The sequence below is a fragment of the Agrobacterium sp. NPDC090273 genome (assembly GCF_044772305.1).
Lineage (GTDB): Bacteria > Pseudomonadota > Alphaproteobacteria > Rhizobiales > Rhizobiaceae > Agrobacterium.
Window position 1 is genome coordinate 297,960 of the sequence record NZ_JBIVYN010000001.1, and the last position, 23,518, is coordinate 321,477.

At 58.1% G+C, this 23,518-nt stretch carries 20 protein-coding genes and 1 tRNA gene; 8 read left to right on the plus strand and 13 right to left on the minus strand.

Going from position 1 to position 23,518, the window contains the following annotated elements; translation table 11 throughout:
* Position 1 precedes the first annotated feature (1 nt).
* The 10 genes from ACIQT8_RS01460 to ACIQT8_RS01505 form a co-directional block, all read right to left on the minus strand.
* Positions 2-463: a hypothetical protein gene (locus ACIQT8_RS01460; RefSeq protein WP_400962655.1), complete on the minus strand. Its 462-nt coding sequence runs from the start codon at positions 461-463 to the stop codon at positions 2-4.
* A 311-nt stretch (positions 464-774) separates the two neighbouring features.
* Positions 775-1,218 carry a hypothetical protein gene (locus ACIQT8_RS01465; protein WP_400962658.1) on the minus strand — a complete coding sequence of 148 codons (444 nt, stop codon included), beginning with the start codon at positions 1,216-1,218 and terminating at the stop codon, positions 775-777.
* Positions 1,219-1,308: 90 nt separating this feature from the next.
* Positions 1,309-2,388, minus strand: a complete 1,080-nt coding sequence (locus tag ACIQT8_RS01470) for an SAVED domain-containing protein (RefSeq protein ID WP_400962661.1) — start codon at positions 2,386-2,388, stop codon at positions 1,309-1,311.
* A 5-nt stretch (positions 2,389-2,393) separates the two neighbouring features.
* Positions 2,394-2,861 (minus strand): Mov34/MPN/PAD-1 family protein, encoded by a 468-nt coding sequence (locus ACIQT8_RS01475; protein WP_400962664.1) that lies wholly within the window; start codon positions 2,859-2,861, stop codon positions 2,394-2,396.
* Entirely contained in the window at positions 2,858-4,567 is a 1,710-nt protein-coding gene (locus tag ACIQT8_RS01480; RefSeq protein ID WP_400962667.1) for a ThiF family adenylyltransferase, read from the minus strand. The genes ACIQT8_RS01475 and ACIQT8_RS01480 overlap by 4 nt, the downstream gene beginning before the upstream one ends.
* Positions 4,564-5,790, minus strand: coding sequence for a nucleotidyltransferase (locus tag ACIQT8_RS01485; protein ID WP_400962670.1), 1,227 nt, complete (start codon positions 5,788-5,790; stop codon positions 4,564-4,566). Before ACIQT8_RS01485 ends, ACIQT8_RS01480 begins: the two co-directional genes overlap by 4 nt.
* Before the next feature lie 364 nt (positions 5,791-6,154).
* Positions 6,155-9,964, minus strand: a complete 3,810-nt coding sequence (locus tag ACIQT8_RS01490) for a vitamin B12-dependent ribonucleotide reductase (RefSeq protein WP_400962673.1) — start codon at positions 9,962-9,964, stop codon at positions 6,155-6,157.
* Between the two features lie 655 nt (positions 9,965-10,619).
* The gene (gene gpt / locus ACIQT8_RS01495) at positions 10,620-11,117 is read right to left on the minus strand and encodes a xanthine phosphoribosyltransferase (RefSeq protein ID WP_400962676.1); all 498 of its coding nucleotides are present in this window, start codon (positions 11,115-11,117) and stop codon (positions 10,620-10,622) included.
* Positions 11,118-11,323: 206 nt separating this feature from the next.
* The gene (locus ACIQT8_RS01500; RefSeq protein ID WP_400962679.1) at positions 11,324-12,169 is read right to left on the minus strand and encodes a universal stress protein; all 846 of its coding nucleotides are present in this window, start codon (positions 12,167-12,169) and stop codon (positions 11,324-11,326) included.
* Between the two features lie 102 nt (positions 12,170-12,271).
* Complete coding sequence (locus ACIQT8_RS01505) at positions 12,272-13,063, minus strand: competence/damage-inducible protein A (RefSeq protein ID WP_138793232.1); 792 nt, start codon at positions 13,061-13,063, stop codon at positions 12,272-12,274.
* A gap of 379 nt (positions 13,064-13,442) precedes the next feature.
* On the opposite strand from ACIQT8_RS01505, the gene wrbA reads away from it, so the two are divergent.
* Positions 13,443-14,042 (plus strand): NAD(P)H:quinone oxidoreductase type IV, encoded by a 600-nt coding sequence (gene wrbA, locus ACIQT8_RS01510; protein WP_400964333.1) that lies wholly within the window; start codon positions 13,443-13,445, stop codon positions 14,040-14,042.
* 439 nt (positions 14,043-14,481) lie between these two features.
* Here the strand turns inward: wrbA and ACIQT8_RS01515 are convergent, their stop codons facing one another.
* A complete protein-coding gene (locus ACIQT8_RS01515) occupies positions 14,482-14,727 on the minus strand; it encodes a DUF982 domain-containing protein (RefSeq protein WP_138793211.1) in 246 nt (81 codons plus the stop codon).
* A 101-nt stretch (positions 14,728-14,828) separates the two neighbouring features.
* On the minus strand, positions 14,829-15,119 hold the full coding sequence (locus ACIQT8_RS01520) for a hypothetical protein (protein WP_262522616.1): 291 nt from the start codon (positions 15,117-15,119) through the stop codon (positions 14,829-14,831).
* Positions 15,120-15,685: 566 nt separating this feature from the next.
* Here ACIQT8_RS01520 and ACIQT8_RS01525 point away from each other — a divergent pair.
* The 5 genes from ACIQT8_RS01525 (at position 15,686) to ACIQT8_RS01545 (ending at position 21,210) form a co-directional block, all read left to right on the plus strand.
* The gene (locus tag ACIQT8_RS01525; protein WP_138793209.1) at positions 15,686-15,838 is read left to right on the plus strand and encodes a DUF3309 family protein; all 153 of its coding nucleotides are present in this window, start codon (positions 15,686-15,688) and stop codon (positions 15,836-15,838) included.
* A 218-nt stretch (positions 15,839-16,056) separates the two neighbouring features.
* Positions 16,057-16,130, plus strand: a tRNA-Cys gene (locus ACIQT8_RS01530).
* Positions 16,131-16,370: 240 nt separating this feature from the next.
* Positions 16,371-17,042 carry a protein-L-isoaspartate O-methyltransferase gene (locus tag ACIQT8_RS01535; protein ID WP_138793208.1) on the plus strand — a complete coding sequence of 224 codons (672 nt, stop codon included), beginning with the start codon at positions 16,371-16,373 and terminating at the stop codon, positions 17,040-17,042.
* 203 nt (positions 17,043-17,245) lie between these two features.
* On the plus strand, positions 17,246-18,211 hold the full coding sequence (locus ACIQT8_RS01540; protein ID WP_400962684.1) for a PopZ family protein: 966 nt from the start codon (positions 17,246-17,248) through the stop codon (positions 18,209-18,211).
* A 155-nt stretch (positions 18,212-18,366) separates the two neighbouring features.
* Positions 18,367-21,210, plus strand: a complete 2,844-nt coding sequence (locus ACIQT8_RS01545; RefSeq protein WP_400962687.1) for a valine--tRNA ligase — start codon at positions 18,367-18,369, stop codon at positions 21,208-21,210.
* On the opposite strand, the gene ACIQT8_RS01550 is transcribed toward ACIQT8_RS01545, so the two are convergent.
* Complete coding sequence (locus ACIQT8_RS01550) at positions 21,194-21,448, minus strand: hypothetical protein (RefSeq protein ID WP_400962689.1); 255 nt, start codon at positions 21,446-21,448, stop codon at positions 21,194-21,196. The genes ACIQT8_RS01545 and ACIQT8_RS01550 overlap by 17 nt on opposite strands.
* A gap of 227 nt (positions 21,449-21,675) precedes the next feature.
* Here ACIQT8_RS01550 and ACIQT8_RS01555 point away from each other — a divergent pair, with 227 nt between their 5' ends.
* Both ACIQT8_RS01555 and ACIQT8_RS01560 read left to right on the plus strand, forming a co-directional pair.
* Entirely contained in the window at positions 21,676-22,956 is a 1,281-nt protein-coding gene (locus tag ACIQT8_RS01555; RefSeq protein ID WP_400962691.1) for an outer membrane protein transport protein, read from the plus strand.
* 219 nt (positions 22,957-23,175) lie between these two features.
* Positions 23,176-23,517, plus strand: a complete 342-nt coding sequence (locus tag ACIQT8_RS01560; protein WP_246705216.1) for a hypothetical protein — start codon at positions 23,176-23,178, stop codon at positions 23,515-23,517.
* Position 23,518: the final 1 nt, after the last annotated feature.

Here is a 23,518-nt window from a genome sequence, read left to right on the forward strand (position 1 = left end):
GTCAGCGGGTCGCCAGTATCAGGAGGGCCGCCTCGCGGCTGCCGCTGCGCATGGCGACACCGTCGAGGTTTTCCTTCCAGAAGTCATTGTCCTTGAGATAGTCGTCGGCCTTGCGCTTGCCGAAACCCTTGCTGATGCGGGCCTTAGAGACCTGCTCGACCGAACAACCACAGGCGAGCGCGCAGATAGCCACGCCGCGTAGTTCCGCTGCCTGGAGATGCGCGAGGCCCATGCCGCGGGCGTTGGCAGCGCTCTCCTTGATCACGGCCTTCGCTATGCCCTTGTCGCGCACGTAGTCGGACAGGCGCTTGTAGATCGTCTGAAAGGCCTTGGGGCGATCACCCTTCTCGAGCTTCCAGGATTCGTCGGCAACGATGACTATAGGCCCGTCATCAGGAACCTCGGCATCGACTATGATCAGTCCGTCACCCGAGACATGCACACCGAGCCATCTGTCCGTCACTGCTTTCCGAGTCCTTCATCGCACCCGGATATCGAACGATGTCGGCAAACGCATGGGTGCTCTAGTTGATTGAAACTAGCGGAATAGTTGATGACGGGGATGATTCGGTCAAGGAGCGAGTAGCAAGGAACCGGCGAGGCGATAGGAACTACCGCGTAAGGCGACGATCGGCTTTGGCCGACATTTTCTCCATGACCAAATTCGGAATGTCATGCTCACCAGGAAGTGGGAGGTCGCGGGAGCTTCTCCTTGCCTCCGCAAACTTCGCACCTAGTGGATATCCGGCTCTTAAACCAAGCGGAATGCGGGGCCTATCCCAGCAAGTGATCGAGGACGATTGTTGCGTCTTCAAGCTTCGTTACACCGAGCCTCACAATCGCCTTGCTCGCAAACTGAGGATAGGCCGAGAGATTGCTATTGGCGCCGTCCCCCCTGTCATCAGTCCAGCCGCGCCCACGCGGCTCCTTGTCCGCTCGGCTGATTGTGTCCGGAAGAGAACGGGGCATTCCGAGAGTCGTCAGCCATAGATTCACTCGGTCCGCATGATCGAACTCAACGCCAATCGCGCGGCGGCCTCTCTTCGTTTCCCAGACCTCAAGGTGAGTCTTCAGGCTGCCCTCGCGTGCGGCTGGAACCGCCACGAAGTCTCGACGAAGTCGAACTCGGATCGCCCCTTTAAGATTTTCGATTTCCGACGAGGTCATGGCGTTGGCGTTCCTTTGCAAGTGATTGGCGATGGCGTTTTGCTCCTGCACGCCGCCCTTCGAATCGTCAACAGTGAGGCTTCCAAGAAGCTGCCGGAGCCGCCAGGCATCTTACTCGGTCTACCCGGTCGTGAATGGCCTTTATGTTCTGACGATCGACGGCACCGAAATGCCCGCGACGGGCATGCGCACGCCCCACGGAAACTTCTTCTCGCCGTTCGCCTCGTACTGATAGACGACGACACTGGGCAGATTGCGCTTGTCGTATCTCCGGCCCAGGGTGAATGCCACGCTGTTCTGGCATGCCAGAAGGAGATGGATGGTGCTGACGCCCCTTGCCTCAAGAAGCTTTGCAGTATCGAAAAGCTGCTGAGCCAGTGCGTTCTGCTTCACCTGCGACCAATGAGACGAGTTTAGGGCGGGCAGCGACATTCGGACTAGCGGGAGGTCAAACGTGGTACTGATATTCTCGTCCCTGACCTGATAGGACGCGGAAACAGCCAGCACGACGTCCTTCGAATCCTTCATCGTATCGAGGCCGTCGACGATAAAGCGTTCCCCGTCGTCATGACTGTCGAGGCTTCGCCAGACCTCGCGAGACCTGTCCCAGTCCATCACCACGATGCTTCCTTCGTCATCGAAGACGACGCCCGTCAGGAAGGTCATCGGAACCGACGTAAGGCCGCCATAGACCAGAGTGACGTCTTGCCGATCGTTTTGTTGCGCATACTGCTGAACAATGAGCCGTGTCGTCTCGACGTTTGGTAGGAGGCGATCCGGGTCTATGATCGCGCCATCCCTTTTTTGTCGGAGATCCAACGATACGCCGATCCTATGGCCGACGATCTCGGAAGGCACCGCCGCAGCGAGCGGAGAGCCGTCGTCGTCGCGAAGACCGCGGCCCTCGATCACGATCACCTTCTTCCTGTTGCGTAGCTCGTTCTCGCGGGTGAACCGCTTCCAGCCGATGACGAAGCATGAAACGAAGACCACGACGAAGATCGTCACCAAGGACCATTGAGCCGAGTCAGGAATGATATTGGTAGACCCGAATTCCACGGAGTAGTCGCCGTCGATGGTCGCCTTCACGAGCCAGTTCCCACCGAGTAGCGCTACGAGAACCGGGATGCACAAGGCCGCGACCTTGACCTCGAATCCCTTCGGCCTGAACAGGTATTTGATGAACTCGCGAAAGGCCCAATCGGCGGTATCTCGATACATTTCGGTCAAATCTCCGCTCTGATGTGGGCTGGCTCCGGGGGGGCTCCGCGTTGGTGGAAGGTGGATGTCGCAATAAACTCGGACGGCGTGTCGGAGCGAACGACGAGAAGGACAGCGAAAGGAATGTCGCGCTCTCCGTTGACGAGCTCTTCCATGGATTCGAGATCTGTGACGCTCGGAAGGATTGGGAGACGGGGGTGCGAGTGCCATTCGCCCACGTAGTTGAAATTCTCGTAGTCTCGTCCAGTCTTCTCGAAAAACGCATCGAGGAACTTGTTGTGGTAGACGTGATCGCGAACGAAATGAGCCCGCTCTCCAGAGATTTCATCTATCGAGAAATCCACGATCTCGAAGGTGCCGGCCACGATCTGCCGAGCCATCAAGACGCCCCCAATCTCCCGTTCGCCGGCTCGAGCGAGGACGCTCATCATCTTTTCGCGGACCTGTCGGGGCAGCACCAACTGAACCGTCACGAGGCGTTCTCGTCCGTAAGTTCGGCCATCAGATCAACGATCACGTCGCTGGACGCCGCTTCTGCCGAAGAATCCCAGGGCACCGAGGCGCGCAGCTCGATCGGCCAGGTATCGAAAGGTGCGTCGAAGATCCATGCCTTCTTCAGTCCGATCGCATAGGCGGAGAACGGGAAGGCCTGCCCGCCTTCAAGAATATCGATCGCAAAGCGCGTTGCATGGGCGGCGATGACAGTCACGTCGGCATCGTCGGCTACGAACGGCTCGCCCTCGTCAGGACCGGCCTCGTAGCGCCCTCGTGGCCTAGTCTCCCAAGGCTTCTCGTGGTCCTCGCACCAGGTCGTGATCTGGTTCCTGGATTCGAGGGGTGGCGGCTCGGCTTCGGGCCGGACCCTCGCCACGATTCCCCCGATGCCGCCGCCGAAGATTTCGGCCCAAACCATCGGTATTCGATTGCGCTTCGATACGCCGGCACAAAGATTGAACGACGTCGAATTCGCCGTCGCGTCAATGATGAGGTCGTATTCTCCCATCATCTCGAGAATGGAATCCATCGTCACCGCCGACGTCTGGCCGCCGAGCGCAACCTTCCGTGTGACGACGTCGGCGCTCCCAACGATCTGCGTGATCCTGTCGGAGAGTGCGTCGACCTTGTGCCAGCCGATGGCGCGCGCATCCAGATCGTTGCGAACGAGATTGCCTGTGAGGAAAACATCCTCGTCGATGAGGAGGAACTTCGAGACACCGGACCGTGCAAGTGACACCGCTATCTTGGAACCGATAGAGCCGCACCCGACGAGAGCCACACGCGCCTTCGACAGCGCATACCTGTTCGAGGCAGACCGTTTCGCCAGCTCGCCCTCCTCTACTATTCGATAGGGGATAAGAAGCGGAAGAACGTTCCTGCTCCACTGGACGTCGAAGGCGGTCCTACGTCCGCTCTTTTCCATGACGATAAGGAAGGGAAGCTCTTGCTTGCCAAGCAATGGTGCCAGTTCGGGAACCCGTTCCGCGATGTCCGGGAATTCTCCGCCGCGATGCTCAGCGAGCACGCTGAAGTCCTGCTGGGTTCGCAGGAGAAATCCAGTCCGCAACGCCGTTTTTGGAAAGGGCTGCGCCGACGTCCAAAGCTCGCTCCCATGCCCGCCGATCGCCGTTAGGTGCGCCACGCGATTGAGATTGCGCGCGGTCATCGCCAAAGATACCTCCACCACGATTTCCGGGAGGTGCCCGTCGAGCGAATCCCAAGCGCCTTCAGGAATCATGAGCCGCCACGTCTCGAACCGCAGCTCCGCAGCGAGCGACGTCAGATGGTCCGAGGGCACTGCGCCGGTCCTTCCGTCTGGCGGACGTTCGGTCGAGATGAGGCCGTAGGCACTCTCGACCATCATCGCACCCGTGACGGTGGTGTCCCAGTTGTCGGGCCGCCACTGAAGGCAAAGCTCTCCGCCTGCACCGTACTGGTGCTCCGAGAGCCGCCGCTCGCCATACGGCATGACGATCGGGGGAGTGTCCGGAAAGGTCGTGGGATAGATAACGGCAAGGGCGAATTTCTCGCCGCCGTGCATTACGTCGACATCTATGCATAGCTGGAGGTTGTCGAGGAACCGTATGCGCACGCTCGTCAGCCAATCGTGCTCCTCCTGGAGCGCGACGAGCGCCGACTTCTCGGCGCGCGCCCTTTCTTCGTCGGCCAGCCACCAGATCATGCGTAACCCTGTGGCTTGGTAGGCTGCCGCGCTGCGTTAGCGAAACTCGGCGCCGAAGCAGCACTCGCAGCGCCAGCCGAAGCCCCGCTTGCCGCGCGAAGAAGGCGGTTGCCACCCGTAAGGCGGTCTGCGGCCTTCGTGGCAAGCCTATAGCCCATCCTCGGAGTCAGGGCGTCCGCCATTTCCTGGACGGACACAGCCTGAGCAGCCGCTTGGAAATCGGCACGGGCGGTGCGAAGCCATCTGAAAAATGCATCGGCCTTCGCCGGTTCCGCCTGCCATTTGTCCGCAAAATTCTCGTAGGGGTCGGTTGGGTTCGCGATGACGTACTTCTGGCCGGCGTGCTGGATGAACTGATCCATCCGCTGCAGGATCGCGAACAGCGCGCCCGAAATGGTCTCCTGTCCCTCATAGGCGTGTGCAGCCAACGTGGTGATGATCACCGAGATCGGCCGAACGTCTGGCTCTCTCACGAACATGTTGTCTCGATGCCGCTTGAGGATCATGATCGCCGACTGCAGGGGCGTCTTCACCTTGAAATCGGGCATGTCCTCCACGCTTGCGCGGAAGCCTTGCCGATTGAGAGCTTCGACCTTCGCGCGCTTGCGGCGGACCAGGATTTCCGCCTGACGGGAGGCAAACCAGTGAGAATAGCCTTTCGGGTTCGAACGCGGCCAAAACGCCGTTCTCTCTCTATAGTTCGGCAGACGTCTGTCTGTGATTGCGATGGCCGTTTCTGACCAGCGGGCATCGTGCATGACCGCGGTGAGCAGACGCTTCTGCTCTGCCGCATTCGGTAGGGCAGGGACGATGTCCATGTGGAATTGGGCGCCGTCGGCATAGTCGAGAATCCAGCAACGGTTTCCTTCGCGCACCGGCTTCGTCATGTTCTGAGCGTCGTGGTACAGCTTGACCTCTGCGCCGAGCAGTTGCTTCAGATCGAACTGCGACAAGTGATCCTTGGTGAGTAGGCGGAGTTCGCACACCGAGTCAACGTCGTATTCTTCGTCTTCCGTGAGCGGCCGGATAGCGGTCCCAAGCCGGAAGGAACCCTGGCAGTAAACCTGCGGATCGAGGTGCCGAACCGAACTCTCTTCGCGATGGAGCCAGTCGCCGAACGACTTGAAGCTGCGATCTGCTTGCTCGTACCGATGCTCGGGGATTTCGAGTTCGGCGATCATCGCTTCCAGGAGTGCTTCGATCGTATTGACATGCACGTTCATGACTTCGACCTCGCTCGTACGCGGGAATTTCTAAGTGATTCCAACCCGCGCGCTTGTTTCGTGTTTTGTTCCTCTGACTACTTTCAGGCGGACTGGTCCGCCTGAAAGTAATCCTGTCCCAGTCTGAGAGGCGCTTTAGGTGGAGAACCCAGCCATACGCTTCCGGGAGACTGTTTCAATGGACGCGCTACTTGTTCCTTCCTGCACTTTCCGAGCACCTGTTGGTGCCGGGAAACGATCGCCGGGTCGACTGGCCCGAGAGGAGCCGCTCGACTATGATGGAAAATCCAGTCTAGTTGAGCGGTCGCTCACGTTTGGTTGGATGCGACAGACAAAGTGGCTTCACCACTTATCCCTGTATTTCTCAAGAGCAACCGCTCGTCGCGCCGCATGTGTCGCACTTCTCGCAGGTGCCGTTGCGCACCATGGTGAAGTTCTGGCACTCGGAGCACATGTTGCCCGTGTAGCCCTGTGCGATGGAGCGCATCCGGCGTTCGTTTTCGACCTTCTTGGCTTCCGTCTTGGCAGATGCGGCGTCGGCTGCTGCCTTGTCGGAGAAGAGGGCTGTTGCTGCCTGTTCGGTCTCGGTTGCCAAAGCTTCTTCGGCAATCTCTTCCGCCAGTTCCTTGGCGCGTTCCTCGTAGTCGCGCTTGAAGGCGACGATTTCGGAAGCCGAGGCTGCGATGACCGGTTCCAGCTTGCGGGCTGCATTGCCGGAAATCGAGGTTACGCTGGCCGAAGCGCGGGCAGGTGCTGCGGTTGCGGAACCTTTCGGCTCGGAAGACGAACGCTCGCTGCCGTTGCTGGAAACCAGCGTCGGCTTGTAACCACGGGTCCAGCCGGTGGAAACGAGGTTGGTCTTGCCTTCCTGGATGCCCTTGCCGAGTGCCGTGTTCGAGAAGTCCGACGTATCGACATGTGCGAGGTCGTGACGGCCGAGGTAGGAAACGGCGAGTTCACGGAACACGTAGTCGAGGATCGACGTGGCGTTCTTGATTGCGTCGTTGCCGATGACCATGCCAGCCGGTTCGAACTTGGTGAAGGTGAAGGCCTCCACATATTCTTCCAGCGGCACGCCGTATTGCAGGCCAAGCGAGATGGCGATGGCGAAGTTGTTCATCATCGCACGGAAAGCAGCGCCTTCCTTATGCATGTCGATGAAGATTTCGCCGAGACGGCCATCACCGAATTCACCGGTGCGCAGGTAGACCTTGTGTCCACCGACAGCAGCCTTCTGGGTGTAACCCTGGCGGCGGTTCGGCAGCTTTTCACGCTCACGGGTCACACGCTCGACAACACGCTCGATGATCTTTTCCGTGATGGTCACGGCCTGGGCTGCCTGTGGCTGAGCGATCAGCTCTTCCAGTGCATCCTCGTCCTCTTCATCTTCAACCAGCGAGGCATTGAGCGGCTGCGAGAGCTTGGAACCATCGCGGTAAAGGGCGTTGGCCTTCAGCGCCAGCTTCCAGGACAGCATGTAGGCTGCGCCGCAATCTTCAACGGTTGCGTCGTTCGGCATGTTGATCGTCTTGGAGATCGCACCCGAGATGAACGGCTGGGCAGCAGCCATCATGCGGATGTGGGATTCCACCGAGAGATAACGCTTGCCGATCTTGCCGCAGGGGTTGGCGCAATCGAAAACAGGCAGATGCTCGTTCTTCAGGAACGGTGCGCCTTCCAGCGTCATCGCGCCGCAAACGTGCACGTTGGCCGCTTCAATGTCCTTCTTGCCGAAACCGAGATGGTCCAGCAGGTTGAAGGTCATGTCGGACAGTTGCTCGTCGGAAACCTTCAGCGTGTCCTTGAGGAAGTCTGCGCCAAGCGTCCACTGGTTGAAGACGAACTTGATGTCGAAGGCGCTCTTGAGAGCAGCGTTGACAGCTTCGATCTTCTCGTCGGTGAAGCCCTTTGCCTTCAGCGTACCGGGGTTGACGCCCGGAGCCTGGTTCAGGTTACCGTGGCCAACTGCGTAAGCCTCGATCTCGGCGATCTGGCTTTCGGAGTAGCCAAGCGAACGCAGTGCATCGGGAACAGCGCGGTTGATGATCTTGAAGTAACCGCCACCGGCGAGCTTCTTGAACTTTACCAGCGCGAAATCAGGCTCGATGCCGGTCGTGTCGCAATCCATGACGAGGCCGATCGTGCCGGTCGGCGCGATAACGGTGGTCTGGGCGTTGCGGTAGCCGTGCTGTTCGCCAAGCTCGAGGGCGTTGTCCCAGGCAGCGGTTGCATGGGTGATGAGGTCTTGGTCCGGGCAATCAGCGTGGATCAGCGCAACCGGGTTCACCGACAGGCCTTCATAACCGTAAGCCAGGCCCTGCGCTGCACGGCGGTGGTTACGGATGACGCGCAGCATGTTGTCGCGGTTCGGTGCAAAGCCCGGGAACGGACCAAGCTCACCCGCCATTTCAGCCGAGGTCGCATAGGAAACGCCGGTCATGATCGCGGTCAGAGCACCGGCAATCGCGCGGCCCTCGTTGCTGTCATAAGGAATGCCCGACGACATCAGCAGGCCGCCGATGTTGGCGTAGCCGAGGCCGAGTGTGCGGTATTCGTAGGAGAGTTCGGCAATCTGGCGGGACGGGAACTGCGCCATCATGACCGAAACTTCGAGAACGATCGTCCACAGACGAACCGCATGTTCGTAATCGGCAATGTTGATGTTCTTGGTCGCGGCATCCTTGAACTGAATGAGGTTCAGCGAAGCAAGGTTGCAGGCCGTATCGTCGAGGAACATGTATTCCGAGCACGGGTTGGATGCACGGATCGGGCCGGCAGCCGGGCTGGTGTGCCAGTCGTTCATGGTCGTGTTGAAATGCAGGCCGGGATCTGCCGATGCCCATGCGGCATGCGAAATCTTTTCCCACAGGTCGCGCGCCTTCAGGGTCTTCATGACCTTGCCGTCGCGGCGTGCCGTCAGGTTCCAGTCGCCGTCGTTTTCGACCGCGCGCAGGAAGTCATCCTTCAGTGACACGGAGTTGTTGGAGTTCTGGCCGGATACCGTGAGGTAGGCTTCGGAATCCCAGTCAGTGTCATAGGTCTTGAACTGGATGTCCTTGTAACCCTGTTCGGCGAACTGGATGACGCGCTTGATGTAGTTTTCCGGAACCTGGTCCTTCTTGGCGGCGCGGATTTCGCGCTTCAGGGCAGGGTTCTTGGTCGGGTCAAAGCAATCGCCATTGTCGGCTTCGCAATTGACGCAGGCCTTCATGATCGCCTTCAGGTGACGGGCGACGATCTTGGAGCCGGTCACGAGAGCCGCAACCTTCTGCTCTTCGTTCACCTTCCAGTCGATGTAGGCTTCGATATCCGGGTGGTCGGCGTCGACAACAACCATCTTTGCGGCGCGGCGGGTCGTGCCGCCAGACTTGATGGCGCCAGCGGCGCGGTCGCCGATCTTGAGGAAGCTCATCAGGCCGGAGGACTTGCCGCCGCCCGAAAGCTTTTCGCCTTCGCCACGCAGGTAGGAGAAGTTGGAGCCGGTGCCGGAACCGTACTTGAACAGGCGCGCTTCACGCACCCACAGGTCCATGATGCCGCCTTCGTTGACCAGATCGTCCTCGACGGACTGGATGAAGCAGGCATGCGGCTGGGGATGTTCGTAAGCGGACTTGGACTTGGTCAGCTTGCCGGTGAAGGGGTCGACATAGAAATGGCCCTGGCCAGGACCGTCGATGCCATAGGCCCAGTGTAGGCCGGTGTTGAACCATTGCGGAGAGTTCGGCGCAACGCGCTGGGTGGCCAGCATGTAGGCAAGCTCATCACGGAAGGCGAGGGCATCTTCTTCGGACGAGAAATATTTGCCCTTCCAGCCCCAATAGGTCCAGGTGCCGGCAAGACGGTCAAAAACCTGACGAGCGTCGGTTTCAGAGCCGTAACGCTCACCTTCCGGAAGATCCTTCATGGCCTTTTCGTCGGCAACCGAACGCCACAGGAAGGATGGAACGTCGTTCTCTTCAACCTTTTTCAGGATCTTCGGAACGCCCGCCTTGCGGAAGTATTTCTGCGCGAGAACGTCGGTCGCAACCTGGCTGAACTGCGCGGGAACGTCGATATCCGCCAGACGGAACACGATGGAACCATCCGGGTTCTTGATTTCACTGACGGCCTTGCGGAAATCGATCTCCGCGTAAGGCGACTGGCCGGGCTTCGTGAAGCGACGTTCAATGCGCATTGGTTCCTGTCCTCGTCCATTGGGCGCCCGCAAAAGGGCGCAAAAGTTCGTTCCAGCGACGCGCAGTCTGCGTGCAGCCGGTTGTTGCCGATATGAATGGGATGTTCATCCGTAGATGTCATCCCTGTATCTCGTGGCGAATTTGGCTGCAAGCGAATTCAGCTACTAAATATAGTATCCACAGCTTGTCAGCGCCAGTCCCCGTATCATGTTTTTGGCGACAAAATCAGCGCGCGAAAACAGCTCGACGTTCCACCCCTCATGGCCGAAACGCAGGCAAACGCATCAACTGAAACTGGAAAGAACCGATGATCAGGACACCCGATTCCGTTGCCGCCGCAACATGACTGCCACTTTCCCCACACAGCACAGATTCGTCAAGCCATAGATTGAAAGGGTTTTTTAACCACAAGATATTGTGTGTAGGGCCTGTGGAAAACGGGGAAAGGAAAAGCTCTTAGAAAAATCAGTGACTTGGCGCATAAATTTGAAGCTTGCGCGAGGCTGGCTTTCCTAGCGGAATGCTGATTTTGCGGCTTTTGGGGTGCGACATATTCGTGACGCAATCATTTTTTCGGCCTTTTTTGCCGGATTGGAAAAGAACCTTTTCCCCAAAAAAAACCGCCCGTAACAGGCGGTTTTTGCTTGCGTGTGCTCAGCCGCGCGAACCCTTGGCGATCGGCTCCTGGTAGGTGAAGCCCATATCCCAGGGGAAGTAGATCCAGGTGTCCTGGCTCACTTCGGTCACGAAGGTGTCGATGGTCGGCACGCCCTTCGGCTTTGCGTAGACGCAGGCAAAGTGTGCCTTCGGCAGCATTTCGCGCACTTCAACGGCAGTTTTGCCGGTGTCCGTCAGGTCGTCCACAACCAGAACGCCTTCACCGCCATCGGCCGCAAGTTCCGGAGCAATGCCCTTCAGCAATACCGTCTCGCCCTGGTTCACATAATCGTGACGTGTGGCGATGCAGACGGTGTCGATCAGACGAATGTTCAGCTCGCGGGAAATGATGGCAGCCGGTACGAGGCCGCCGCGGGTAATACAGACAATGGCCTTGAACTCGCGGTCGAGGCCGGCAAGACGCCAGGCGAGTGCACGGGCGTCGCGGTGGAACTGATCCCAGGAAACGGGAAAGGCTTTATCGGGCAGGGACATCGTTTACCGTCCGGTCAAATTGGTGATGGGTTGGGCTAATAGCCGCAAGTCCAGCAAAAAGGCAAGCTTTGCGCTGCTGCGGCCACCATTTCACGGCAGTTCTGCAATGTTTGGGGCTGTGGACGATCCAAAACCGGAAAGAAAGGACGCCCCGGCTGAGAGTGACGGGGCGTCTGACTGTTGCCTGACGAGATGCGCGGCGACGATCAGCGCGACAGCAGCGTCATCGCCGTCATGGAATCGAGCAGCGTGCGCGTCACGCCGCCAAACAGCATTTCCCACCAGCGCGAGTGGCCGTAAGCGCCCATCACGAGCAGATCGATGCTGTTGTCGGACAGGCGGTTCTCGATTGCCGCCTGCGGCGAGATGCCGGCGATCTTTTCCTGCGAGGTGACGGTGACGTTGACACCATGGCGCGCAAGGGTCGCGGCAAGTTCCGCCCCGGCCATGGTGGAAGATTGCGTTTCGCTTTCAACCGGATCGACGGAGAAGATTTCGACACTTTCCGCTTCTTTCAGGAACGGCAGGGCGTCGAAGGTTGCGCGCGTTGCTTCGCGTGATCCGTTCCAGGCAATCAGCACTTTGCGGATCGGCTTCGGTTCGGTCAGGACATGCGGAACGAGAAGAACGGGGCGGCCGCTTTCATAAAGAAAACTGTCGATATCCGAGCGGCTGTCGGACAGTGCCGAGGTGCTGCTCTGGCGTGCAACGACCAGGTCGGCGCACCGCGCGCTGTCGATTGCTGCGGCGGAGGCGTAACCCACCGAGGTCACGAAGCTGCGCCACTCATGCGAAATGCCATTCGCCGAAAGCGTGCGTTCGAAAATCGAACCGATCTCCGTCGTTTCCTTGTGCGCCACATCCTGAATGGCCTGCACGGTTGCAGGATCTGGAATTTCCATTGGCGCCACGAGTGGAACCGCAGCAAGGGTTTCCATGTGCAAGCCGATCACATGGGCAGAAAACTGGTTGGCAAGGCTGACGACGAAATCGTCGAGCTTTTGCGTGTTCGCAACATTGTCGACAACGGCAAGTATTGTCTTGTAACCCATGCTATTCTCCTCGTTGGCCGACATGATATCGGCATTTTCGATGGTGAAGCGTGGTCCGGTTTTGCGGACATCACCTTGATATTGGTCAAACCGTTTTGCTGTTCAGGCGGTTGCATCGCCCTTGCTGGCAGCGAGCCTTTTCTCGCGACCGATGGCTTCGATCATTTCCGAAACGGCATCCGCCGCTGCCTTCAGAACCTGGGGGTCGCGGGCACGCACGACGATCTCCGTCGAGAAACGCTGGCCGTCATATTTCGGGTAGGAGCCGATGCTGGTTTCGGGGTGTGCTTTCTGGATCGCAGTCAGCGGCGTGCCGATATCGCCCTCGCCATAGGGGGAGCGCACCGCCTGCGACATGACCTTCGATCCCGTGCGCAATGTCGGCATCACGTTGTCGAGCATGGCCTGAAATACCTGCGGCACACCCGCCATCACATAGACGTTGCCGATGACGAAACCGGGCGCAACGGAGACCGGATTGGCGATATGGGCCGCACCTTTGGGCATGCGGGCCATGCGCTTGCGCGCCTCGGTAAATTCCATCTCGCGAACGCGGTACATGTCACCCAGGATGCGCAGCGCTTCCGCATCGTGTTCGCATGGCAGGCCAAAGGCTGCGGAGACGGCATCGGCAGTGATATCGTCATGGGTCGGCCCAATGCCACCCGAGGTAAAAACATAGTCGTAACGTGCGCGCAGCGCATTGAGCGCCTCGACGATCGAGGCTTCTTCATCGGCGACGATACGAACTTCCTTGAGGTCGATACCGGACATGGTCAGCACATCGGCGAGATGACCGATGTTCTTGTCCTTGGTGCGTCCCGAGAGAAGTTCGTCGCCGATTGCGAGCATGGCTGCGGTTACGACGGATTGGGTGGAGGAGGGGCTGGACATGGTTGTACTCGTCATCTGTTTCGCCCGACGTTAGCGCTCTGCCGTCGGAATGCAAAGCGCTTTTGGCTGAACTTATGGATAGGATTGATTGACGCTGGCGTTTCTCGTTCAATCATCGTGAACAGTGCGTTTGTCGAAGTCTGGCTGGTCGAGGGCCGGGCTCTTGGCTACCTTCCGTTCCATGCTTTCCAGGCAAGACGTGCAAAACTGTTGCACGGTTTTGCGATAACGGCAGGCGGCGAACAAGGATTGGAAGTGCCGTGCGCTCCCTTGAGAGATCGCAGCTTGCTTTCAGGGATATTCGCTTATGATTATCGAGTTTTTGAAACGGTTCCTGGCCGGCACGCCGGAAACCCTCACAGCAAAGGAAACAAAGAGAATGACCAAGGTTCTGGTGCTCTACTATTCGTCCTACGGCCATATCGAAAAAATGGCTTATGCCGTGGCGGAAGGCGTGAAATCGACCGGTGCGGAAGCCGTCGTCAAGCGGGTTCCGGAACTGGTTCCGGAAGACGTCGCCAAGTCTTCGCATTTCAAGCTGGACCAGGCTGCTCCTGTGGCGACCGTGGACGAACTGGCAGAATATGACGCAATCATCGTTGGCGCCGGCACGCGCTTTGGCACGGTCGCGTCGCAGATGCGCAATTTCTGGGATCAGACCGGTGGCCTGTGGTTCACCGGCAAGCTGGTCGGCAAGGTCGGCTCGGCTTTCACGTCGTCTGCCACCCAGCATGGCGGCCAGGAATCCACCATTCTCGGTTTCCTGCCTACCTTCCTGCATCATGGCATGGTCGTTGCCGGTCTTCCCTATGCATTTCAGGGACAGATGGGCGTTGACGAAATCAAGGGTGGTTCGCCTTATGGTGCGTCGACCATTACCGATGGTGACGGTTCGCGCCAGCCTTCCGAGATCGAACTGGAAGGCGCCCGTTTCCAGGGTGCACATGTGGCGAAAATCGCCGCCAAGGTTTCGGCCTGATCCTAGCCTCCTTCCAGAAAAGAAAATGCGGCCCGAAAGGCCGCATTTTTTCTACCGGGTTTACCGGTCCGAGACTGGGTAACGGATGAGGTGAGGAGCCGTCAGATCGGCAGGCTGACCATCATCAGGCAGCTCGCAATAACCACGCCAATCAATGAGATTTCCAGAACACCATTCAATCCGTCTCGCATGTCTCTTCCTCCTTGCATCGCGTGGAGAATGAACGAGAAATCCGTGTTGTGGTTCCGTTCGGGAATGCAAAATTTCCGTCAGGAACCGACAGCGTTATTCAGGTCGTCAACCGGAGATCACGAAAGCGACGACGAGGTGGCCGACGATACCGATGACGAGGCAGGAGAGAAGGGTAATGAACAGGGCTTTTTTCATGTGTCGGAAATCCTGTTTTCGCTGTGCAATAGAGCCGTAAAGTCGCTGCGCGTCACGCCTTGAAGTCCAGTCCAGCTTCGATCGCTGCGGCGACAAAGGCTTTTCTTGCATCTTCGGGTTTCTTTTTACCCGCATCGACGGCGGCGCAGACCAGCAGCGCTTTGTCCAGCGCATCGCCGTCTTCCACGGGCCAGTCCTCGATCAGCGCCCAGGAGGCTGCCTGTGTAGTGTCAATGGTCGTGTACTCGCCCGGCGTTTCAAACGCGATCAGGACGGGTTTTTGCCAGCGCGTGTTCATCGCTCATCCATGTCAAAATCTTGTGTCGGGCTCTAACCCAAGCGGCCGGGATGCGCAATCCCGTTCCGCGCCTCACGATGTCGCACGCAACCCTGCAGCCTTTAGTCGTCGCGTCCAAACATCGGCCAGTCGCGCACGATGCGGCGATTGATGAGTTGCAGCGAGCGATCCGGCGCGATGCGATAGGTCTCGATCGCCTTCGTGCTGCTGTCGATCCGGAACTCATGGCTGAACGTGCTGCCGATTGGCGACTTCGTCAACTTGGTGCGCGGTTGCCCATTATAGATGATGCTGCCGGGAATCGGTTCCACTTCATAGGCAGGCGCTGCGACGGTGCAGCCTGTCAGCCCAAGGCTCAGGACGATTGCTGCATAAGGCGCGATCTTGTTCATCATATCCTCCGAAGTGCGTCGTGGAAAACGCCGTGCGGGCAAACAGGTTCCCGATGCCCGGTGTCCAGCGCGAGCACTGGTTTGTCAACGAGGATAACGCCGCAGGACGGCTATTTCTTTTTTGGAGTCTGGATGTCCTTTGCGACCCAGCGGAAGAAGACATAGATGAACAGCGCGCAGATGAAGAGCGGAATGAGGTTCGCGAAACCGGACATGGAATTCTCGTTTTTTCTCCGGTCCGGATTTTTCAATCCGCGGGAGAAGGGGTGGTCAAGACGCGATCTGGCCGGTGCCGTTTACAGCGATACAAAACGCCGGTGTGACAGATGCGAGGCCCGAAAAAGGGCCGGTGGATTAAAAGAGACCCGGCGCACTGCCAGTGTTACCGGGTCTCTTCGCCTCCCGCCAGTTTCAGGGGACGGGCGACTTGATTTGAGTATGTACCATGCAGGCATCCCACATATAGGCCGAGAAATTACCTTGCAGAATCAGCATTGCCCCGCGGAACCTTTATCGCGCTCGACCATTTGAATCCGCAGGACAAATGCAACTCCAGGAGGGTCCAAATGCTCGGCACAATCCTCGTCATTCTTCTTATTCTTTTCCTCATCGGCGCTCTGCCGAGCTGGGGATACCACAATTACGGCTACGGCCCCTCGGGCGGCCTCGGTCTGGTTCTGGTGATCGTGCTGATACTCGTGCTCCTGGGCCGAGTTTAACCGATGGCACCACAGGCGTGTCTCTATGATGCAGCCTGTGGTGCCGTTTCGTTGCTTATCCAGAAATTGGGTCGTGGGCTTCCATCACAAAATGCAAAGAGTTCCGTGAATGACGTTGAGATGTTCACGGAAAAAATTGGCATTCTACTTTAACCCCCTTGCACCCAAAATGGATTCGTTCTAAATGCCCGCCATCGCTCGAAACGAAGAGCGTGTGAGGCCTCGTGGCGGAGTGGTGACGCAGAGGACTGCAAATCCTTGTACCCCGGTTCAATTCCGGGCGAGGCCTCCAAAAAAATTCAACCACACAGTGATGAATAGACAGCGCGCCTTTCAGTTGGTGCGGTCGTTTTCTGTTGTTCTCCCAAAATCCTCCTGCTCTTTTTCCTCGTTAGGCCTCATCGCGTGCTTGAAAGCACGGGCGCGGGCAATTATGAGATTATCGAAAGGCGAGGGGGAGCCCTGTGCCGCTTGAGAGCTTTGGAGCCGTGGCGTTTTTGCCCTGCATCCGTGAAATTGAGGCGATAACGATATGATGGATTTCGAAACCGCGCGCGCGAAGATGGTCGACAGCCAGTTGCGTACGACCGACGTGACGTCGCATTCCGTGCTTACGGCGTTTGCGAACGTTCCGCGCGAAGCTTTCGTGCCGGCTGGCGTCAAGCAGATTGCCTATGTGGACGAGGATCTGCAGGTCTGTCCCGCAAAGGACGGTCGTCCTGCGCGTTACGTCATGAAGGCCTCGCCGCTTGCAAAGCTTCTTCAGCTTGCTGCCGTGACGAAGGACGACGTGGTTCTGGAGATCGGCGGCGGTTCCGGTTATGCGGCTGCTATCCTGTCGCAGCTTGCAGGTTCGGTCGTTTCGCTGGAAAGCGACGAGCAGCTCGCTGCTGAAGCAACCGAAACTCTCGCTTCGCTTGGCTACGACAATGTTGCCGTTGTGACCGGGGACCTTGAAAAGGGTTATGCGGGCGAAGCTCCTTACGATCTGATCTTCATCAACGGCTCTGTCGAAGACGTGCCGGCTGGACTGCTCGGTCAGCTTCGCGACGGCGGACGACTGGTCGTCGTCGTCGGCTACGGCAATGCTGCCAAGGCAACCGTTTACCGCCGTGACGGCAACGGCACGTCCTCGGTCACGCTGTTCAACGCGTCGATCAAGCCGGTTCCGGGCTTTGCCAAGGCCAAGGATTTCGTTTTCTGACGAAAACCACATTTTTTTCATGAAAGCCGGGATGGTTCTTCCATTCCGGCTTTTTTGTTGGCGTAACAAAGCTGTGTACCGCTGCGAAAGTCGCTCAATCGGCGATTTAGTTCCTGAGTCGGCTGGCCTAAACTAGGGGTGATTCGGGGCGCGTGTGTATTTTGCCGCCCCGCATGGCCTTTAAGTGGAACTCGGGGATAGAAATGGCTCAGCCAAGCGTAGCGCGTGAACCGTCCATGGAAGAAATTCTGGCGTCGATCCGCCGGATCATCGAAAGTAACGAGCCTGGTCCTGCCGGCGCGTTTTCGGGGCAGTTGCCGCCGGTCTATGACGATGAAGACGAAATGGTTGCGGAAACATCCTTCGCGGCCGATACGTCCAGCCTTCCGACACGTGTTCCACCTGCGGCCAACCAGGCTTACGGCCAGCGCCCCGCACAGGATTTTGCCTCTATGTCCGAACAGCAGGAGAGTGCCGGCGAAAAGACCATGTCGCTTGCCGATGTGGCCGCACGCGTCAGAGCTGCTGCCGATCGCAATGCGGCCATGGGACCGCAGGCATTCGCCGCGCAGGCGCAGCAGCGCCGTGCAGAAGAACTGGCGCAGGCAGCAAGCCCGGTTGCACCCGCTCCGATCGAGCGTCCGGTCGCGCAGCGTCCGACCGACGTGCGTCCTTTGATGGTTGCCGCACAGCAGGAAAGCCGCGAGCAGCCGACCTTCGGTGCGGTCGAGGATCGCGCTGCCGCTGCCGCTATCGAAAACATTACAGTCGCCGAACCGCGTTTCGAAAATGTCGCCCTGCGTGGTGCTATCGAGACGCCTGTTGTCGAAGAACGTTTTGAGGCGCCGTCTCTGATTTTGCCGGAAATCGAGGAAGCACCGCAGTTTGAAGCTCAGATCGAGCCCATCCAGCAGCCGGAGGAGCCGCAGGCTGAGGGCATCTCCTCGCTCAACAGCCTGATTTCCGCTGCCGCTGGCGAGCAGATTGCCCGTTCCTTCGGTGAACTTGCCGAGGTTTTTGACGGCGTGGAGCGCCGTTCGCTTGAAGACATGGCGCAGGAAATGCTGCGGCCGATGCTGCAGGACTGGCTGGAAGACAATCTTCCGACGCTGGTGGAACGTCTCGTGCGCGAGGAAATCGAGCGCGTGGCGCGCGGTTCGCGCCGCTGATCAACGGATAAGGTTAGGTACAAAGGCCGCTCCGTTCCGGGGGCGGCTTTTTTGTTTGATAACCTTTGCCGTCGAAATGTCCGGTTTCTGTTGACTCTCAACCGGCCATCCTTATTTAAAAAATCAACATAGAACTCTAAAATTCAGGTCAGGAAATGCTCGAAAAGACCTACGATTCCGCATCCGTCGAACCGAAGATCGCCGCAGCCTGGGACGAGGCCAATGCCTTCCGTGCCGGCGCCAACGCCAAGCCGGGCGCGGAAACCTTCACCATCGTGATCCCGCCGCCGAACGTGACGGGCTCCCTGCACATGGGCCACGCGCTCAACAACACGCTGCAGGACATCATGATCCGTTTCGAGCGCATGCGCGGCAAGGACGTGTTGTGGCAGCCAGGCATGGACCATGCCGGTATTGCCACGCAGATGGTTGTCGAGCGCAAGCTGATGGAACAGCAGTTGCCGGGCCGTCGCGACATGGGCCGCGAGGCTTTCGTCGAAAAGGTCTGGGAATGGAAGGCCGAGTCCGGCGGGTTGATCTTCAACCAGTTGAAGCGCCTTGGCGCGTCCTGCGACTGGTCGCGTGAACGCTTCACCATGGACGAGGGGCTTTCCGAAGCCGTTCTCGAAGTTTTCGTATCGCTTTACAAGGATGGCCTGATCTACAAGGACAAGCGCCTTGTGAACTGGGACCCGAAGCTTCTGACCGCCATTTCCGACATGGAAGTGGAGCAGCTGGACGTGAAGGGGAACCTCTGGCATTTCCGCTACCCGCTGGAAAAGGGCGTTACCTACCAGTATCCGATTGCTTTCGACGAAGAGGGCAAGCCCACCGAGTTCGAAACGCGCGATTACATCGTTGTTGCGACGACGCGTCCTGAGACCATGCTCGGTGACACTGGTATTGCGGTCAACCCCGATGACGAGCGTTACAAGAGCATCGTCGGCAAGCACGTCATTCTGCCGATCGTCGGTCGCAAGATCCCGATCGTCGCGGACAGCTATGCCGATCCGGCTGCCGGAACCGGTGCCGTCAAGATCACGCCAGCGCATGATTTCAACGACTTCGAAGTCGGCAAGCGCGCCGGTCTGCGCGCCATCAATGTCATGAACATCGATGCGACGATCTCGATCAAGGACAATGAGGACTTCCTCGAAGGACTGAGCAACCCGGCCGCCCTGCATGGCGCGTGGGATCGTCTGGAAGGGCAGGACCGCTTCACAGCCCGCAAGATCATCGTTGAAATCTTCGAAGAAGCCGGTCTTCTCGACAAGATCGAGCCGCACAAGCACGTGGTTCCGCATGGCGACCGTGGTGGTGTGCCGATCGAGCCGCGTTTGACCGACCAGTGGTGGGTCGACAACAAGACGCTGGCCAAGCCGGCGATTGCTTCGGTTCGCGAAGGCCGCACCAATTTCGTTCCGAAGAACTGGGAAAACACCTACTTCCAGTGGATGGAAAACATTCAGCCCTGGTGCATTTCGCGTCAGCTCTGGTGGGGTCACCAGATTCCGGCCTGGTACGGCCCGGATGGTCAGGTCTTCGTTGAAAAGACCGAAGAAGAGGCTTTGGAAGCGGCTATCCAGCACTACATCGCCCACGAAGGTCCGTGGAAGGCATGGGTCGAGGAAAAGCTCGAGAACTTCAAGCCGGGCGAAATCCTGACACGTGACGAGGACGTTCTCGACACCTGGTTCTCGTCGGCACTCTGGCCGTTTTCGACGCTCGGCTGGCCGGAAAAGACGCCGGAACTGGCGCGCTATTATCCGACCAACGTGCTTGTGACCGGTTTCGATATCATTCCGTTCTGGGTCGTTCGCATGATGCAGATGGGTCTGCACTTCATGAAGGACGATGCCGGCAATCCGGTCGAGCCGTTCAGCACGGTCTACATTCACGCTCTGGTCCGCGACAAGAACGGCCAGAAGATGTCGAAGTCCAAGGGTAACGTCATCGATCCGCTCGACCTGATCGACGAGTACGGTGCGGATGCGTTGCGCTTCACGCTTGCCATCATGGCGGCGCAGGGACGCGACGTGAAGCTCGATCCGGCGCGTATCGCCGGTTATCGCAACTTCGGTACGAAGCTATGGAACGCGACCCGCTTTGCCGAAATGAACGGTGTGAAGCGCGATCCGCATTTCCTGCCGGAAACCGCTTCGCTGACGATCAACCGCTGGATTCTGACCGAGCTTGCCAACACCACGAGAGATCTGACCGGTGCGATCGAGAACTTCCGCTTCAACGATGCGGCAGGAACGATCTACCGCTTCGTCTGGAACCAGTTCTGCGACTGGTATCTGGAACTGCTGAAGCCGGTGTTCAGCGGCGAAGATGAAGCCGCAAAGAAGGAATCGCAGGCATGCGCTGCCTACGTTCTGGAAGAAATCTACAAGCTGCTGCATCCCTTCATGCCGTTCATGACGGAAGAGCTGTGGGCGCATACGGCAGGCGAGGGTGAAGAGCGCACCGATCTTCTTTGCCACACCGACTGGCCGACGCCGGAATTCCGCGACGATGCTGCGGCTGCAGAAATCAACTGGCTGATCGATCTCGTTTCCGGCATTCGTTCGGCTCGCGCTGAAATGAATGTGCCGCCGGGTGCGACGGCAGCGCTCGTCGTCGTCGGTGCCAACACGTCGACCGAAGCACGGCTTGATCGCCATGCGGCTGCGATCCGTCGTCTTGCGCGTGCGGACGAAATCCGCGGTGCGGATGTTGCGCCGAAGGGGTCCGCGCAGATCATCATCGGCGAAGCGACCATCTGCCTGCCGCTTGGCAACCTGATCGATCTCTCGGCTGAGGAGGCACGTCTTGAAAAGGCGATTGGCAAGGTCGAAGCCGAAATGGAACGTATCGACAAGAAGCTTGGCAACGAGAAGTTCGTTGCCAATGCCGATCCGGAAGTCGTGGCGGCAGACCGCGAGCGCAAGGCGGAGCTGGATGTTCAGCTTGTCAGCCTGAAGACCGCGTTGCAGCGGGTCAGCGAAGCCGGATAAACCGGCCTCCGACTACTGTGGCAATAAAAAAGCGCTCCTTGAAAAAGGGGCGCTTTTTTTGTGTTTTGCAAAGTTTCTTTTCCGGCCTTTGCTGCGCTGCAGCGACGAATCGTCCATGATCGCAAAGTGAAATGTTTCGTTGCCGTCGACACGGCGCGAAGGGGACGAAAACAGCGAAATATCCAATGAAAACGGCCTGATAACGGACTTTCTTTTGGAAAGTTTTCAGTGTTGTCATTCGGCGACATTTCCCATCCGGAGTGGGAATTTGTTTCGTTTTATGTCTGGTTTTTGCTGTGGGGTTAGAAAAATAGCCTAAAATGATTAGGCGAGAGGGCGAACATGAAAATCTTACGTAAAAAAATGGGACATTGTCGCAGAACTGCGCCAACTCGCGGCAGATTGTCATTTCCCGCGAACCACTTCAGTCTGTTGACGATCACATTGCCTTGATTGGGGAGAGAGATGGCAAAAACTGCAATTTTTCGCGGCGCGGTATGTTTTGCGGTCAGCATCGCAGCGGTAACGCCTTCGCTGGCTGGCGGCCTTGAGCGTGGCGGCTACAATATCGACCTGCTGTTCGATCCGTCCGACTATGTTCTGGATAGCTCTGCAACCTTCGTTGCGCCTCAGCGCGAAGTGAAGAACGCACGGGACAATCCGGTAAAGAGCGGTGGTCTATTGCCATCCTCCTGGTCCACAAGCGCGGACGATTCCGAAAATTACTGGTCGACCCGCGTTGGCGCCAAGGCAGCCATTGGCGATTTCGGCGACTGCATGTTCGACTATTCGGAGCCATGGGGTGCCCACCTCAAGCCAGGCATCTGGCAGGGCTCGAGCTACAACATCGAAACCAAGGTCAAGTCGCATAACTATGCCACGACCTGCCGCGTGAAGTTCGATCTCGGCAAGGGTGACTTCTCGATCATCGGTGGCGGCTTCTATCAGGAGCTTAGCGGTTACAAATATCGTCAGGTTGTTTCTCCGACCGCACTTGGCCCGGCATACCCTTCGCTCTACTCGGGCATCGGAAAGCTGGAGATGGAAGGTGACGGCTGGGGCTGGCGTGCGGGTGTCGCATACGAAATTCCTGAAATCGCGTTCCGTACCAGCCTGGTTTACAACAGTGCAGTCGATCACGATCTGAGCGGTACTGTCAGCCTGACCAGCGTTCCACCTGTTCCTGGCACTCCCTTGGCCGTTTACGGTGGGAAGAATACGCCGGTTTACGGTTCGGTTTCCATGCCTGACAGCCTTGAGCTCAAGGTTCAGTCCGGTATCGCGCCCGACTGGCTTGCGTTCGGCTCTGTGAAGTGGACCGACTGGAGCCAGATCCAGGTTGTGCCTTTCTGCCCGGTTGGCGTGTCTCCCTGCGTTCCGGGTGCAAGCTCGCTCAACACGCTTGATCTGTTCTACCGCGATGGCTGGACGATTTCCGGCGGTGTCGGTCACAAGTTCAACAATCAGTGGAGCGGTGCTGTCAGCCTGACCTGGGATCGTGGCACCTCGACCGTTATCGGCACGCAGACCGACACCTGGATGCTCGGCACCCAGTTGATCTACTCGCCGAACAAGAACATCGAGTTCAAGATTGCTGGCGCTCTGGGTCTCCTGACCTCGGGTAGCTCTTCGATCGCTGGCGCACGCTGTGGCTCTGGCCCCGCAACTTGCGGCGACGAAGCTGGCTACGATTTCGGCAACGATCTCGTTGCTGCGATCTCGACCGGTGTGAAGGTCAAGTTCTGAGGCGATCTGCCTAGGGTGACGTTTGGAAAGGTCCGGTTTACCAACCGGGCCTTTTTTCTTTTGTGACTGTGATTCCTGACAGACAAAATTTTTGGGCCTGTCTGTTTTGTGACGATTTCGCAACACTTTTCTGCAAGCTTCTAGTCGCGTTGGAATGTGGGCAGATTTGTCCATTTCCCGCCACAAACAAGGTGCTTGGCTTTGTTTACGGACGCGGGAATGGAAGAATATGCAGGCGTTTTTTATGGTCCTGTGGAATTGCGGAAAGTGAAAACGGATTTGGATTCAGGGTTTAAGCAAGTAACGAGGGAATTGTGCTCCCCGCACTTGTTTGGACCTGGCAAAAGAGCGGTGGGGCGCCGCGATATTGCCGGAAATTATGTCTATATCTGTCTCACTGAAAAACTTGAGCAGTTACCGCAACAGACCATCGGTGGTGCGCTGGAAAGTGCTGCCGGAAAGACGCAGTGTATTCGAAAAATCGCGACCCGGCGGAGTTTGGCTTTGCAGTATTCCGCAAGTATTGGCTATACGCCGGGTAGAGTGAGAGAAGTTCGCTGAA

Coding starts and splice junctions, on each gene's coding strand:
- ACIQT8_RS01555 (WP_400962691.1), top strand. CDS start 21,676: ATGGCAAAAACTGCAATTTTTCGCGGCGCGGTATGTTTTGCGGTCAGC.
- ACIQT8_RS01545 (WP_400962687.1), top strand. CDS start 18,367: ATGCTCGAAAAGACCTACGATTCCGCATCCGTCGAACCGAAGATCGCC.
- ACIQT8_RS01535 (WP_138793208.1), top strand. CDS start 16,371: ATGATGGATTTCGAAACCGCGCGCGCGAAGATGGTCGACAGCCAGTTG.
- ACIQT8_RS01485 (WP_400962670.1), bottom strand. CDS start 5,790: ATGAACGTGCATGTCAATACGATCGAAGCACTCCTGGAAGCGATGATC.
- wrbA (WP_400964333.1), top strand. CDS start 13,443: ATGACCAAGGTTCTGGTGCTCTACTATTCGTCCTACGGCCATATCGAA.
- ACIQT8_RS01500 (WP_400962679.1), bottom strand. CDS start 12,169: ATGGGTTACAAGACAATACTTGCCGTTGTCGACAATGTTGCGAACACG.
- gpt (WP_400962676.1), bottom strand. CDS start 11,117: ATGTCCCTGCCCGATAAAGCCTTTCCCGTTTCCTGGGATCAGTTCCAC.
- ACIQT8_RS01550 (WP_400962689.1), bottom strand. CDS start 21,448: ATGACAACACTGAAAACTTTCCAAAAGAAAGTCCGTTATCAGGCCGTT.
- ACIQT8_RS01515 (WP_138793211.1), bottom strand. CDS start 14,727: ATGAACACGCGCTGGCAAAAACCCGTCCTGATCGCGTTTGAAACGCCG.
- ACIQT8_RS01470 (WP_400962661.1), bottom strand. CDS start 2,388: ATGTATCGAGATACCGCCGATTGGGCCTTTCGCGAGTTCATCAAATAC.
- ACIQT8_RS01480 (WP_400962667.1), bottom strand. CDS start 4,567: ATGATCTGGTGGCTGGCCGACGAAGAAAGGGCGCGCGCCGAGAAGTCG.
- ACIQT8_RS01505 (WP_138793232.1), bottom strand. CDS start 13,063: ATGTCCAGCCCCTCCTCCACCCAATCCGTCGTAACCGCAGCCATGCTC.
- ACIQT8_RS01560 (WP_246705216.1), top strand. CDS start 23,176: ATGGAAGAATATGCAGGCGTTTTTTATGGTCCTGTGGAATTGCGGAAA.
- ACIQT8_RS01490 (WP_400962673.1), bottom strand. CDS start 9,964: ATGCGCATTGAACGTCGCTTCACGAAGCCCGGCCAGTCGCCTTACGCG.
- ACIQT8_RS01540 (WP_400962684.1), top strand. CDS start 17,246: ATGGCTCAGCCAAGCGTAGCGCGTGAACCGTCCATGGAAGAAATTCTG.
- ACIQT8_RS01525 (WP_138793209.1), top strand. CDS start 15,686: ATGCTCGGCACAATCCTCGTCATTCTTCTTATTCTTTTCCTCATCGGC.
- ACIQT8_RS01520 (WP_262522616.1), bottom strand. CDS start 15,119: ATGAACAAGATCGCGCCTTATGCAGCAATCGTCCTGAGCCTTGGGCTG.